Source organism: Achromobacter xylosoxidans, from assembly GCF_002192695.1.
In the GTDB taxonomy this organism is placed as follows: domain Bacteria; phylum Pseudomonadota; class Gammaproteobacteria; order Burkholderiales; family Burkholderiaceae_B; genus Achromobacter; species Achromobacter xylosoxidans_C.
Genome location: NZ_MTLG01000125.1, coordinates 137,793 through 151,882, shown reverse-complemented (window position 1 = coordinate 151,882; position 14,090 = coordinate 137,793). Strand labels below are relative to the sequence as shown.

Sequence of the window (14,090 nt, the reverse complement as noted above, 5' to 3'; positions counted from 1 at the left end):
GCTCACGCCCTTCTGGCGGGTGCCACGGCGCGGTCCAGTCTGCGCGCGATCACATAGCCGCCGAACGGCACCAGCGTCGCCAGCAAGGTCAGCAGCAGCCGCTTGCGCGGCCAGTCCTGTGCCGACGCCACATTGCACGCCAGCGCGATGTAGAGCATGAACGCCACACCATGCACCGGCCCAATCCACGACACCGGCGCCGGCACCCCGGCCAGATGCTTCAACGGCACCGCGACGCAGACCAGCGCCAGCAGCGTCGTCCCCTCCAGGACCGCCGCCCACTTGAATAGAGAGTTCGTCGAACCGCCGGAATCTTTCATGGACATGGCCACCGCAACGCAAAGGGAACCGGCATTGTCCGGGCTGGCGCAATCGCTTGCCATTGGCCAAAATGCCAATCTTCGAAAGAAATCCGCCAACCGTGCGATCGGGCAGATCTGGCCCTTCGCAACCGCCGGAACCCCAGGCATGCCCAAGAAAGCCCCTCATCGCATCGCCGTGCTCGCCTTCGACGGCCTGGTCGCGGGCGACCTCGCCGCGCCTTGCGAGATCTTCCAGCTCGCCGAAACCCTCGATGGCCGCCGCCCCTACGACGTGCAAGTCTGCGCCAGCAAACCCCGCGTCAAAACCCACGCCTATGACCTGCACATCCGCGCCCGCCTAGACGTGGCGCGTCACGCGCACACCGTCATCGTGCCCGGCCTGGCCGACCCGAGCCGCGATGTCCCCCGCGACATCCTCGACCTGATCCGCCACGCCCACGCCGCAGGCGCCCGCATCGCCTCCATCTGCACCGGCGCCTTCGCCCTGGCCGCCAGCGGCATCCTCGACGGCCTCAAGGCCACCACCCACTGGAAAGCCGCCGACCAATTGGCCCGCCGCTACCCCGCCATCGACGTCAATCCCAACGTGCTGTTCGTCGACAACGGCCAGATCCTCACCTCCGCCGGCGCCGCCGCCGGCATGGACCTGTGCCTGCACATGATCAAGCGCGACCACGGCGCCGCTGTCGCCGCCAACAGCGCCCGGCTGGCCGTGGTGCCGCTGGAACGCGCTGGCGGCCAGGCGCAGTTCATCGTCCGGTCCACACCGGCCTCGCACACCGACCTGACGCCACTGCTGCACTGGATCGAGAGCAGACTGGCGCACAACCTGACTGTAGGCGCGCTGGCCGCGCAGGCCGCGGTAAGTGTGCGCACCTTGAACCGGCGGTTTCAGGAACTGCTAGGCGTCAGTCCCTTGCAGTGGGTGATCCAGTCACGGGTGAACCGCGCGCGCGGAATGCTGGAGACGACGGACCTGCCGGTGGAGCGGGTGGCGATGGAGGTGGGATTTGGATCAGCGGTATCGCTGCGGGAACATTTCACGGGCATCTTAGGAACGAGCCCGATGGGGTATCGAAGGGCGTTCCGGCGCGTGGCTTAACGAGGTCGGGGTGCCAGGCGCGCTGTTGCCTTTTCGTCTCTAAAAACGTGCCGGGCGATTCTATTTCTGGACGTCCTGCCGCTGACGCTGGTACGTGTCATAGGATTTGGACGCGTCGCTCTGGCAACGCTGTCGTTCCTGGTTATCGGCGATCTTGTTGCAGTCATTCTGTTGCCAGGATTGGCCGGTGTCATACAGCTGGCGGGACGAGCAAGCCGTCCCGGCGGCGGCCACTACGATGCAAGCGAAGATCAGGACGTAGCGCAAGGGAGTCTCCTGAGAGCGCGGCGTGAGATTGGCGGGTACTGGCTGCGTATGACGGGTGTGCTGCTGGGTTACGGTTTACTTTTTTTTGACCGGGAGCGCCACATTGATTCGCATGCGATCCCTCTCTGCGCGTGCGCAGGCGGCCGAATCAGGCTCTGCGCGGGAATCCCGGGCTCCATGCACAGGCGCCAGATCATCGGCAACGTCAGGCCGCCTGCAAGGCCTGCTTATACAGGCTGCGGCTACCTGCCGCGGTTTCAATAGCGCGCCAACTTCGAGTCCCGAATCCTGACCTGACACAGGGTGAACGCCCGTCGGCGTGGCTAAGAGCATCCGCAAGACCGGAATACGCCGCACAGAGTAGACTGGCCGCCTGTCCATCCGTATCGAGTCCTACTCCATGCTAGTCAAAGCCCTACGTGTCGGCCTGGGTCAAATCATCGTGCTGGGCGACGCCCTCACGCGGCCCCGCCCGCAACAGCGCTCCGCGCAAGGCCAGGCCACGGTCAACACCGAAGCGGCCAAGCTGTCGCTCTACCAATTCCACGCCTGCCCGTTCTGCGTCAAGACGCGGCGCGCCATCCACAAGCTCAACGCGCCCATCGCGCTGCGCGACGCCAAGGGCGATCCCGAAGCGCGCGCACAACTGCAGGCAGGCGGCGGCAAGGTGAAGGTGCCGTGCCTGCGCATCGACGATGCAGCGGGCACTCGCTGGATGTATGAGTCCAGCGACATCATCGCCTACCTCGAACAACGCTTCGCCAACGTGGCCTGACGGAAGCGCATGGGCATGACCCGCCTGGCTCGCCTGTTTTTCATCACCTTGGCCGCCATGGGTGCGCTGGCCGGCTGCGATTCCTCGTCCTTGCAACCCGCGCCGCTCGGATCAAAACTCTACGCCGAAACCATCGCCACGCGCGACACGCCGCCGGAGCTGCAGTTCAAGGGTGTGCTGGCCGGGCAGTCCGTGCATCTACTGGTGCATGAATGCAAGGTGTACAAGGTCGAGCCAGCCGAAGGCGAGAACGTGAAGTGGACGCTGGTGCTTGAAGGCGACTTCTCTCTGCTGCCGACCCTCTGCGTCCAGCAGCGGCTGACCGAGAGCAAGGGGGTGGTGACTGCGTTCCTGGGGCGGCAGGCGTTTGGCGCGGGCGGGTGTTGCACGGGGACGCCGGAGTATCGGTCCAGGGATGGCGTGAATTGGAAGCCGCGTTGAGTGCGGGCTTTGTGTTCACTGGCGCTGACTACGCCGTACCCCAAAGGAAAGCCGCAGATGGCAAATGACGACCGCAGCCTGATCATTCCCAGAAGAACGCCCGAATCAGCGGCCATGACGGCCAACATCAAACGCGCGATGGCGATCACCGCCGCCCTCAACCGCCTGACCTTCAACGACGCCGCCGAAGTCCGGGCCTTGTTCAGCGAACTGATCGGCAAGACGGTCGATGAGAGCTTTCTGTTGATACCGCCGTTCTATACGACGGGAGGCCCCGACATCAGCGTCGGGCGCAACGTCTTCGTCAATCAGAACTGCACCTTCTATGACTTGGGCGGGTTGAGCATTGCCGATGATGTGATGATCGGGCCGAACGTGAGCCTTATCACGTCCGGCCATCCTATCGAACCTTCGCGGCGTCGTGACTTCGTCACGGCGAAGCCCATTGTGATCGAGAGGAATGTCTGGATTGCGGCGGGTGCGACCGTTATTGGTGGCGTGACTGTGGGAGAGAACTCGGTGGTCGCGGCGGGTTCGGTGGTCACCAAGGATGTGCCGGCGAATACGCTGGTGGGTGGGAATCCGGCCAGGGTGATTCGGTCGATTGCTGAATAGGGCGGGCGCGTGAGCGCCGCGCCTCTGGTCGCTAAGTTTGGCTACTGAATCGACGACGGCGCGCCGTGCGTGACGTCGCCGAGATCCGCATCCACCTTGCAAAAGCGCGCCTGCGCCAGCATGGCATCGGTCAAGGTGCCCAGGTGATCGCATAAGCCTTCTACTCCACCCATCAACGCCGCCACCGTCCACGCGTCCAACGGCTGACCGCCGGTTGCGTCGGGTTCGGATGCACTGTTGCCGACCATGCGGGCGATGGCCTCGATGGCGTGGCGGGCTCGGTCTATGTGGTGGAGATGGGCGAGGGGGACTGGGCCGAGTTCGGGGTCGGATTCGACGGACCAGGGATTTTGGGTGAGGGGGTGGGATTGTATGACAGCCTCCAAAGACAAGTTAAACCTGCTCCCCACTTCCAAATGGGGTGGGCGGGCACATGGCAAGGTTGGAAGACCGGCGTCTTTGGAAACCGGCGTGCGCGAACGCACCCTCGCCAAGGCCCGCCCATAGGGACGTGCAGAGGCATTCGGACGTGAAAATGCCGCCTGAGCGGCGGCTGTCCGCCAAAGACATTGCCGGCTTCCAAACCGGGCTACCGGTGGTTCAGTAGTGGAGCGAGTATACGGTAAGGGGGAACGCGAATTGAGCTGGGGGACAAATTCGCTACAGGAAGGCCGTGCTCATATCGCAGCAGGATGTCCGCCTTCGACCTGATGCAGAAGTTCGGATTAGCGTCCACGAACGACTGCTGGGGATCGAAAAGCAAACACTGATGCGCGACCACTATCCGATCCGAACGGCTTTTCGAACCTTCAGGTTTCGAACGTCAATTAGCTGGAGAAAGCCGGCATAAAGCCCGCGCAAATAACATTCGGTCTGGGCCGAGTGCATCGACAAATACCTAAATAACGCGAACCGGGTTATCCTCACGGATATAAAAACTCAGGGAACAAGGCAATCTGACTCGTAAGGGTTACGCTTGCTCGGAATCGTATGATAAAAACCATCATATCCTTTACCCGCTGGCTTGCTAACCGCCTCAATAATATCTTGTCGCGGTTGGAAAAAAGAGATGGCTCCACTGATATGCGAGAGAAGTTTGTGGATCTCGCCCCAACTGATAAGGCGGACAAAGCTGGCATATATTCCGAAGCAATTATGTTTGCGATGAGCAATGCGAAGGTTTCCAATATCGCACTGACCGGTCCCTATGGCTCAGGAAAGAGCAGCATCATTCAATCCTTCTTGAGACAATATCGGCGGCCTGCGCTTCATATCTCTCTCGCCGCATTCGTTCCCGAGGCTGTTTCGGAGGGCGAGAAGGTGAGCCGACAAGAGATTGAGAGGAGCATTCTCCAACAGATGCTTTATGGTGCTGACGCGAACAAACTCCCACTGTCGCGATTTAAAAGAATTCAGTCGCCCAGCGTATGGTCGATCTTTAAGTCTCTCTATATAACGCTTGGGATTCTCGCTCTTTGGTATGTTTTTAGTCAGCGAGCAGAGATCATGAGCGGAACTTTTTTTACTCCGCTTGCGCTCAGCAATGGGATCAGCCTCGGAATCTTGGTGTTCGCAGCAATATTCCTCTGGATAACACTACATCACTTTTACGTTGCGAGCTTCGGCCTGTCACTAAAGAGCATCTCATTGAAGGATGTTGAGATTAGGCCTGCACATGATGACCAGGTATCCATACTGAATCGTCACCTAGATGAAATAGTCTACTTCTTCCAATCAACCGATTACGATCTCGTAATCATCGAGGACCTAGATCGATTCAACGACGCCGAGATTTTCGTCACACTGCGTGAAATTAACAGCCTTGTGAACGAGAATGCGGGCGTAAAGCGGACGATTAAGTTTCTCTATGCCTTGCGCGATGACATCTTTGTCAATACCGATCGAACCAAATTTTTCGAATTTATTATTCCTGTCATACCGATCATAAATACATCAAATTCGATCGATATGGTACTGCAGCAAGGAAGAAGACTTGCGCTTGATGAACGTCTAGATCGGCAGTTTCTAAGAGAGGTCTCACGCTACCTAAATGACCTGAGGTTGATTCAGAACATCTTTAATGAATACGCCATTTATGTGGCAAATTTAGAGACGGATGGAGAGAACCTGCTTGACGCCAACAAGCTTCTCGCGATCCTGATATATAAAAACGTCTATCCAAGGGATTTTGAGCAATTGCACCGCGGCTCAGGGAATCTCGCTGAAATATTGAACCGGAAAGACAAGCTCATTAGGCATGGTGAGGCCAGATACCGAACCGAGATCGAGGAACTCGAGAAGCGACTTGAAGTTGCCGAGGGACAGACGCCTTTGGGCGTGGGAGAGTTGCGGCAAATTTACGCCATGGCTCTGATTGAGAAGCTTCCACCAGGTGTTGTCTACGTCAGTCTTGATCAGGGCACATGGATTGCGCTTCCCCAACTAGCCGGTCACGATGCGTTCGAGCAGCTGATTGAGGCGCCTCGTCTGCTCCACCGCACTGCAAATAATCACCAATATTGGATCGATATTTCCAAATTGCAAACCGAGGTGGACTCTCAAAAATCCTATCTGCACCGCAAGGAGGAGATCGAAATTAAAGAGGCCGATAGTAAGAACAAAGTGCTGCGTCGAATACAAGATCTCAAATTAAAGATCCCCACACTTCGCACGACAAAGCTCAATGAGCTATTGCGTGTAAACGCCGACCACATAGAAGAGCTTTTCAACGGTTTCGAAGAGAATGGAGAACTCGCCCGCTTTTTGATCTTAGAAGGGCATCTCGACGACACCTATTACCAATACACTTCACTCTTTCACTCAGGCCGTTTGTCGCCCAATGACAACAGGTTTCTGATCCAAATACGCGCGTTTGTCACGCCTGAGCCGACTTTTCCGCTCGACAATCCCAAAGAGGTCATCGCAGCTATGCGAGATGAGGACTTTCGGCAGAGCTATGTCTTAAACATTAAGCTTGTCGATAGTCTTCTGAATGATCGGAGTCTTTACCCTAATCAAACACAAAAACTTTTCGAATTTCTCTCATCTGAATTCGAAAGCTGCGAAGAATTTTTCAGTGCTTATTACACCGGTGGCCGCGATGTTTCAGGGCTTCTCTTTGGATTAGTGAACGCGTGGAAAAATCTTGTGCCGGCAGCCATCGCCAGCGCGAACAATATCTCTCACGTTGCCCAACTGATCGGGAATCTACCGACAAGCTCGCTCAAAATGCTCGTTAGGGACTTTGACGGACTTTCAGAATTTGTTGCTGCGAATCTTTCAGAAATTCTGGTGATCTTGCCCGAATTAGCACCGGAACGCCTTGAATGCCTCGACTTTGAGGTCAAAGATCTAGCTGCTATCAAGGAGCACACTGAAATTGTTCGCTTCATCTTCAAAGAAGGGTTGTACGAACTCACGATAAATAACCTGGAATTCGTCGGCCTGGAGATTGTAGGGCAGAACGACCTCGAGGCAATGCGTACGAAAAATTTCACTACCATCCGTTCAATAAATAATGCAGCGTTGATGACCAGGGTGAAACGTGATTTCAATCTTTACCTGAGCGATATTCTTTTAGAGCTGCAAGACAACTCAGAGGAGGATGTCCCCGCCATCCTAGAGATCCTTAGCCAAGACATACTTGATAAAAATAATCTTAGGGCGTTTCTTCAAAGGCAGACAACCCAACTACCGACTCTAGAGGGTGTATCCGAGAAATTGCACGCAATACTGTTCCAGCTAAATGCGATTGAAGCAACCTGGATGAATTGTCTCGCTTTCATAGAAGCTGCTGGGTTTGAGGCAGATAGTCTAATTGGGTATCTTGATCTAGATGTTGTCCGTGCCTCTATCCTGCGACATCCGATGCCAAGCGACTCGGACTCACTGAAGCTGCGTCAGTTCCTCGTCAATGCGGGTTCTCTGTCTGATGCCGCCTACAGAGATTATGCCCGCGCTCTGCCGAATCCATTCACGAGCCTACCCAAAGGACTCGAGCCAATCAAGCGCCAAATCCTGATAGCTGAACGAAAAATCACATTCACTAAAGAGAGTTTCGCCGCACTCGCAGACAGTAGAAATTTGCAGGTACTCTTCGTCGCGACCAACATCGAAAAGTATCTGGCTGATCCCGATAGCTATGCAGTCGACGATGACTTTCGAGAGGAAATTCTACGATCTGATATTGATAATGTAGCCAAGCTCGGGATAGTTGAATTGATGGACCTGGGAGCGCTCGTGGACCTGCCAGAACGATCAGCACTTATCGGTCCAATTATCAACAGCGCAGACCCCAGCATATTCAAACTTCACGGGAGTAGTGCGCAATCTCTAGTGATGCATTCTAGCCCCGTGCCGACGCAAATTTCACTCTTTAACAAGTATCATTCTCTCATGTCGGATGACGAGGTGCGTCACGTATTGGCTAATCTACCGAATCCATTTTCCGAAATTAAAACGGGGTATGCTACGCCAAGGTTGAAAAACAGCCCCGAGAATCGGGATTTAGTCCAATGGCTTGATTCAAGGAATATCATCTCTTCCTGGGGTGAGGATCGCCTCTTTACGGATGATATAAGAGTGAACCTCTATAGACGTTGATCGTAAAAATAGGTGTCAGACTACAATTTCTCAGCTCTTAGGTAGCGAAATTTTAGTCTGACACCTATTTTTCTATAGCTGCCGTCGGCTTCTTCTAATTATGCGTTCAATCGGTCGTTGCAGCACACTAAAGGCTGCGCAAGTCAGTTACCCCTAATCGCCACTTAGTATTGTGTATTGGGAATGCGACGCTAGTTTGAACGGTCCAATGCAGAAGGCATAGCATGTACAAGGAGAGTATTTCTTGCTCAAACCAAAACTACATCACTTCGAACGTGCTGCTCGTGAAGTTGCGAAGCACGGCGACAACGACACGCTGCCATTCGACATAGACGTTCGATTTTGTGGCGACGAGGCTGAAGCGCTTGCCGCTATCGCCTACGGCTTTTACTCAGAGCTTCGAGATAGCCAAGCGGCCAAAGACAATCATGAACGTCTCGCGACGCTGCATGTCCATAGCGAGCGGCTTCTGGCTCCTTCCGGCCCCGCTGGATTTCGAGTAGTAACCAAGATCCACCTGTTTTGGAACATCTACCTTAACGGGCTGGCCATCGCAATTGCAGAGGCACTTGAACCCCATCGCTCGCCAAATGTCCACTCCTACCGCTTCCTGCCGACTGGTGGCGAGCAGCTCTTCGACGAGAGCAGAACATGGCGGGCCTTCAAGGAAGCAACGGTTGTTCAAGCGGCCTTGGCCGGCGACGACGCGATCGTCGTTCAAACGGACATCTCCAGCTTCTACGAGCACGTTTCTCACCACTACATCGAGAACCTTGTTAGCAGCCTTGGCGGCGACGCTGTACCAGTGTCAAAGCAGGTCAACGCTCTTCTCAGCAAGCTCTTCGCCGGACGTTCGTTCGGCCTACCGGTCGGCGGCCAGGGTGCACGTGTCCTTGCAGAACTCTTCCTGAATCAAGCGGACGCTGCGCTCACAGCTCACGGGATTCAGTGGCATCGCTATGTCGACGACTATGTGTTGATTGCGAAGAACACAGCGGAGGCATACCGAGCACTTGGCGTTCTCGCGCAAGGGCTGATGGACTACGGTTTGAGTTTGAACAAGTCAAAAACCGTATTCTTGTCCTCGAAGCATTATAAAGACTACGTCGCTTCGCAACTTGGTGGAGAAGACATTGAGGCAGCCAAGCTGCGAAGCATCGACCTAAAGTTCGACCCATACTCCGATAGCCCCGAGGAGGATTACGAGTCACTTGTGGAGACCGTCGAGACACTTGAGGTACGCCAGCTCCTGAACCGTGAACTGGAGAAAGCGCTGCCCGATTCGTTCTTGGTTACCCAGATTGGTCGAACCATACGGCTTCATGAACCGACCGTCGCACTCGAAATCGCAACAACGCTGCTAAAGCAACAAAACCTCCATGCCTTTCGTTCGTCGTTTTCCACCATCATGCGAGGTATCGCAAACCTACGGAATGACGCGAGGTTTCTTAGCATCCATGGGACGCTTGACTCCTTGCTCGACGCTATCCCCGTACATTCCGAGCATTTATTGAGGGCAGATACAAGTTTGCTCCACTACTTGCGTTGTTTGCGCGTTCAAAGTACGCCGAGGCGCGTGCAGCTCGTGCGCCAGCTCTTCGATACTACGCAGTTGGATGCGGTACGTCGCGCTTGCATCGATTGTTGGCGCAGTTGGCGTGACAGCGCCGCATTCAACTATCTGCGCAACCGCTGGCAGCTAATGACTCCCGAATGTCAGCGGCTCTACTGGCTTGCGTCTTTTTCATTCGCTGACGAGGGAGACAAAGCCCGGCTGCAGGCGAAGCGCGCGGCTAGCCAATCGTGGGCGCTTGGGGTTGAACTACCGTTCGACGAAGAGAAGGACAAGATGAAACTCAGCAAGCTACCCCGAGGCGCAGAGCCAAGGTTTGCGACCGTTTTCATGAGATGGGCCAAAGGGGTGAGCGATGCAGTTTGACCCACGCACAGTAGCCCGCGAAATCCCCGGTGTATTCGATGAGATATTTCCACAGTTAACGCCAGGCATTGTCGCGCATTTCAACAATTCAGCGCTCACAGTCCAGGTCCAGCCCCTCAGACAAGAATGCGTGCTTCGATCTACGTTGCAGCGTGCCATGCTTTTCGAGCTCGGCTACACCGTAGGTGAGCGGCTGCTCGAGGGCAAGACCGGCATCGATTGGCCAAGCTGCTTCGCTGAAACACTCCGGCGGCAGCGCGCATACTTCGACGCGAAGCTGCCTGACCAACTAACTGCGTGGGACCAGTCCTTGGCTGAGACAGTCGGCAGAAACCTCGCCAGCTCGATGATAGACATGAGCCATGCGAGCGGGCATCCGATAGTCATCCGGCCACGAATACCTGGTCTTGAATGGATTGCCAACGGCCATGGAGACTTCGCCCTTGGGAGCACATTGATCGAGGTGAAGTGCACCGCCAAACGTTTCTCTTCGGCTGACTACCGTCAGGTGGCCATCTATTGGCTGCTGAGCTACGCGGCATCCGTTGAGGGGCGCGGCGCGGAATGGGAGAATTTCGTATTGCTCAACCCAAGAAGTGGAATGAAGGTTTCTATGAAGTTCGACACCTTCCTATCCGTTATCAGCAGCGGCCGTACAAAGGTGGACATTCTTAAACTATTCCAATCTCTCGTCGGGACGCGGCTCACACGTTAAGAAGTAATAGTGTCAGACTATAGCTTCTGAACACGTAGCCAACGAAGTTGTCGCCTGATCACATTTTTTTAAATCATCTAATCTATTTTTCGAGCGAATATTCAGTCCTACATCCGACTGTTTTCACCCAATTTTCAACGGATAACCATGGCTACCCGCAGAAAAAACGTTCAGCAGCAAGTTGCTTCGAAACTTCAGCTTTCACTTCCGGCGATCGAACGCAATATTGCTCGAATTGGGGAGCGCATCGAAGAGCTACGTGCTTTCGAGGTCGCGAAGGCACCGCTGGGATACTCGGCAGAGCTGACAGCCCTATCTGCTGCCATCAAGGGCACGCTTGAACGATGCTTTGGTGAAGACACATCCGCATTCAGGCGTTTTGAAGCCGCAGCATCCTTAAGCTGGCATCCAATGGTAATCATGAGTGACTACCATACGCCTGCTCATGAGTATTTCGACGGAGTTACCCGCAACATAAGTAATTCCGTCGCTTTGCTGCAGGAGGCGCAACGTGCGCTTCGTGATGACCTTGAAGATGCCAAGCACGACGTAAGTGCGGAATCACTTCCTGTACCATCAGAAGCGCGCAACCGATCTCGGCGCGTGTTTGTCGTCCATGGGCACGACGGCGAAGCGCGTGAAATGGTTGCCCGGTTCCTAAAAGCTATGGAATTCGAGCCCGTCATCTTGCATGAACAGGCAAATCAAGGCGGCACTGTTATTGAGAAGTTTGAAGCAAATAGCGACGTTGATTTCGCCGTCATTCTCCTAACCCCTGACGACCTGGGTCGGAGCATCAGGGAAGATGAGCTAAAGCCCCGCGCGCGCCAAAACGTATTACTCGAGCTCGGCTATTTCATTGGCCGTCTCGGGCGTGGAAGCGTATGTGCGCTCCGACGCGGCGACGTCGAGCTTCCCAGTGACTACGTTGGCGTTGTTTGGGAGAAAATGGATGAGGGTGGAGGTTGGAAGCTGGCCCTGGCTCGGGAGCTCAAGGCTGCAGGCAATGAGGTAGATCTCAACAGAGCATTTTCCCTATAAATTCTCCTGCGAAATAATGGTGTCAGACTACAATTTTCCGCCGGCTCGCTGAATGCTTGGCGCATCGGTGGAGCGATGCGCGCATAGCACTCGCTTGCCCGCATACAACGTGCTCCGCCCCGGCTGCAGCCGTTGGGACGCCGTGGTGGCTATCGGACCTGCCTCACCTCGGATAACAACCACGTCGGAATGCCGCAATCATCTCTGTTGGCGGCAAAGTACTCGTTTTGCCGTTGATGCGTGAGTGACGCAATCGTGGCAATCGATTTCCTCGGGCGGACGCATTGGGAATCAGCTCAAAATCAGACCAAATCAGCTCATTTCTTGAGCTGATTGCTGCTAAATTGAGCTGATTCAACATCTTCGGCTCTTGCCATGACCGTCCGCGAAGACATTCTTCAGTTTCTGCGCGCCCAGCAGCGCGAGAACCTGCCGTGGGTGAGTTCCAGCGAACTGGCCTACCGAACCGGCGTCAGTTGGTCCACGGTGAAGCGCCAATTGGAAAACCTGCGCAAGGCCGGATTGGTGCTGCGCGAGGGCCAGGGCCGAGCAACCCGTTACCGGATTGCGGACGAAACAACCGCATCGACACTCCCAACGACCATTGCCACGCGGCTGGCGGAGCCGGCGTCCCAGGCCGTCGGGATGATCTGGTCTGAGCATGGTCAAGCCCTGCTGGCCCGGCTTCGGCAGCCGTTGTCGGCGCGTGCACCTGTGGGATACGAACGCGCCTTCGTGGAAAGCTATGTGCCGAACCAGAACTCCCTGTTGCCGCCTTCGCTGGCTCAAGACTTGGCCGACGAGGGCCGTATGCCAGGTCAGTCGCCAGCCGGCACTTACGCGCGCCGGGTATTGGAACCGCTACTGCTCGACCTGTCCTGGTCCTCCTCTCGATTGGAAGGCAACCAGTATTCCTTGTTGGCCACGCAGGAACTCTTCAAGCACGGAATGGCTGGGGAAGATCTGGATGCAGTGATGCTGCTCAACCATAAGAGAGCCATCGAGTTCCTGGTCGATGCGGTGCCCGCACATGGCCTGACGTCCGCCGTGATCGGCAACCTTCACGCGATCCTGCTGGAGGAACTATTGGCCAATACCGACGGCCTGGGCCGCATCCGCCAGATCGTGGTCAACATCGGGGACACGACTTACGTGCCGCTCCAGGCGCCCTTGTTGCTGCAGGAAATGTTCGACCAGATTGTGGAGAAGGCGCGGCTAATCAAGAACCCGGTGGAAGCGGCATTCTTTCTGTGGGTGAACCTGGCCTATCTTCAGCCGTTCGAAGACGGCAACAAGCGCACCAGCCGCCTGTCGGCCAACATTCCGCTGATGCTTTACAACTGCGCGCCGCTGTCCTTCCTGGACGTAGAGGTACAGGACTACGTCTACGCCATGTTGGGGGTCTATGAATACGGCGACGTGACGCTGGCGGCAGAGCTGTTTGCCTGGGCCTATCGGCGCTCGATCCGCAAGTACGCCGTGCAACTGAACGCTGCGGGCGTGCCGGATCCGGTGCGATTCCGATTCCGGGAAAAACTGAACGAAGCAATTTGCCGGGTACTACGTGAGCAGCAAACCGCCGACGCCGCAACAGCGGCGCTGGGCTTGTCCGAAGACGATGTCGCGTTGTTCCGCCCAATACTGGCGCAAGAACTGCGCATACTGGACGTGTACAACTGCGCTCGCTATCGCTTGTCGATGGACCTAGTCCAACAATGGGTCGAGGCCGGGCGGCCACACTGAAGCAAACAAGCGGAACAAGAGCCGCAAACATTGCGGCTCTCTAGTCCCGACACCGATGGATGCGAATCAGGGCTTACACCCAAACCACTCAGGTATTGTCTTTCACTACCGTGCTTGGCCCATTGGTCTTCACAGACGCAATTCCCGCATCCCGAGCCGCGGCGCTCGAATACATTTCACTGCGTCCAATAGACTGCCCATTCGCCGCGCTCAACGAGAAATAAGGTGAACCGTTGGTGGCCGTCTTGCGCTGATAGCGCTCATCGATCGGCGAATTCTGCCGAACGGACGCAATGCCGTCCTGAGCGCTCGCTTTGGTGGTGTACCGCTCGCTCGTCAAAATGACTTCATGATTCCCGGCTTTCAGATTGAACATGTACTGATCGCCGCTGCGCTTCAACTCGTAGTAACCGCTCATGGAAACCTCCAATATCTGGCTAGTTCAACAATGGGTCGATACTGCGATGCACACACATGAATGCCGGTTGATGATAGTCCATGCCTTGCGTTCAGGACATATCAAAGAT

At 55.7% G+C, this 14,090-nt stretch carries 13 protein-coding genes; 9 read left to right on the top strand and 4 right to left on the bottom strand.

Features of this window, described 5'->3' with window-relative positions:
* Nucleotides 1-2: 2 nt before the first annotated feature.
* Nucleotides 3-326, bottom strand: a complete 324-nt coding sequence (locus BRO63_RS32415; RefSeq protein WP_373557808.1) for a DUF3817 domain-containing protein — start codon at nt 324-326, stop codon at nt 3-5.
* Nucleotides 327-468: 142 nt separating this feature from the next.
* Between BRO63_RS32415 and BRO63_RS32410 the strand changes: the two genes are divergently transcribed.
* Nucleotides 469-1,425, top strand: a complete 957-nt coding sequence (locus tag BRO63_RS32410) for a GlxA family transcriptional regulator (protein WP_088143626.1) — start codon at nt 469-471, stop codon at nt 1,423-1,425.
* Between the two features lie 60 nt (nt 1,426-1,485).
* Here the strand turns inward: BRO63_RS32410 and BRO63_RS32405 are convergent, their stop codons facing one another.
* Nucleotides 1,486-1,692, bottom strand: coding sequence for a hypothetical protein (locus tag BRO63_RS32405; RefSeq protein WP_088143625.1), 207 nt, complete (start codon nt 1,690-1,692; stop codon nt 1,486-1,488).
* A 400-nt stretch (nt 1,693-2,092) separates the two neighbouring features.
* Between BRO63_RS32405 and BRO63_RS32400 the strand changes: the two genes are divergently transcribed.
* From BRO63_RS32400 to BRO63_RS32390, 3 genes are read left to right on the top strand one after another with little or no spacing between them, the layout of a single operon-like run.
* A complete protein-coding gene (locus BRO63_RS32400) occupies nt 2,093-2,467 on the top strand; it encodes a glutaredoxin family protein (RefSeq protein ID WP_013390852.1) in 375 nt (124 codons plus the stop codon).
* 15 nt (nt 2,468-2,482) lie between these two features.
* A complete protein-coding gene (locus BRO63_RS32395; protein WP_088143845.1) occupies nt 2,483-2,908 on the top strand; it encodes a hypothetical protein in 426 nt (141 codons plus the stop codon).
* 57 nt (nt 2,909-2,965) lie between these two features.
* On the top strand, nt 2,966-3,523 hold the full coding sequence (locus tag BRO63_RS32390; RefSeq protein ID WP_088143624.1) for a sugar O-acetyltransferase: 558 nt from the start codon (nt 2,966-2,968) through the stop codon (nt 3,521-3,523).
* Between the two features lie 41 nt (nt 3,524-3,564).
* Here BRO63_RS32390 and BRO63_RS32385 read toward each other — a convergent pair whose 3' ends face one another.
* Nucleotides 3,565-3,897 carry a hypothetical protein gene (locus tag BRO63_RS32385; protein ID WP_088143844.1) on the bottom strand — a complete coding sequence of 111 codons (333 nt, stop codon included), beginning with the start codon at nt 3,895-3,897 and terminating at the stop codon, nt 3,565-3,567.
* Between the two features lie 616 nt (nt 3,898-4,513).
* Here BRO63_RS32385 and BRO63_RS32380 point away from each other — a divergent pair.
* The 5 genes from BRO63_RS32380 (at nt 4,514) to BRO63_RS32360 (ending at nt 13,563) form a co-directional block, all read left to right on the top strand.
* Nucleotides 4,514-8,125: a YobI family P-loop NTPase gene (locus tag BRO63_RS32380; RefSeq protein ID WP_088143623.1), complete on the top strand. Its 3,612-nt coding sequence runs from the start codon at nt 4,514-4,516 to the stop codon at nt 8,123-8,125.
* 244 nt (nt 8,126-8,369) lie between these two features.
* On the top strand, nt 8,370-10,064 hold the full coding sequence (locus BRO63_RS32375; RefSeq protein ID WP_088143622.1) for an RNA-directed DNA polymerase: 1,695 nt from the start codon (nt 8,370-8,372) through the stop codon (nt 10,062-10,064).
* 157 nt (nt 10,065-10,221) lie between these two features.
* The gene (locus BRO63_RS32370; protein WP_256943450.1) at nt 10,222-10,779 is read left to right on the top strand and encodes a hypothetical protein; all 558 of its coding nucleotides are present in this window, start codon (nt 10,222-10,224) and stop codon (nt 10,777-10,779) included.
* A 147-nt stretch (nt 10,780-10,926) separates the two neighbouring features.
* Nucleotides 10,927-11,820, top strand: a complete 894-nt coding sequence (locus BRO63_RS32365) for a TIR domain-containing protein (protein ID WP_088143620.1) — start codon at nt 10,927-10,929, stop codon at nt 11,818-11,820.
* 375 nt (nt 11,821-12,195) lie between these two features.
* Entirely contained in the window at nt 12,196-13,563 is a 1,368-nt protein-coding gene (locus BRO63_RS32360) for a Fic family protein (RefSeq protein ID WP_088143619.1), read from the top strand.
* Between the two features lie 88 nt (nt 13,564-13,651).
* Here BRO63_RS32360 and BRO63_RS32355 read toward each other — a convergent pair whose 3' ends face one another.
* On the bottom strand, nt 13,652-13,981 hold the full coding sequence (locus tag BRO63_RS32355; RefSeq protein WP_088143618.1) for a YegP family protein: 330 nt from the start codon (nt 13,979-13,981) through the stop codon (nt 13,652-13,654).
* Nucleotides 13,982-14,090 lie beyond the last annotated feature (109 nt).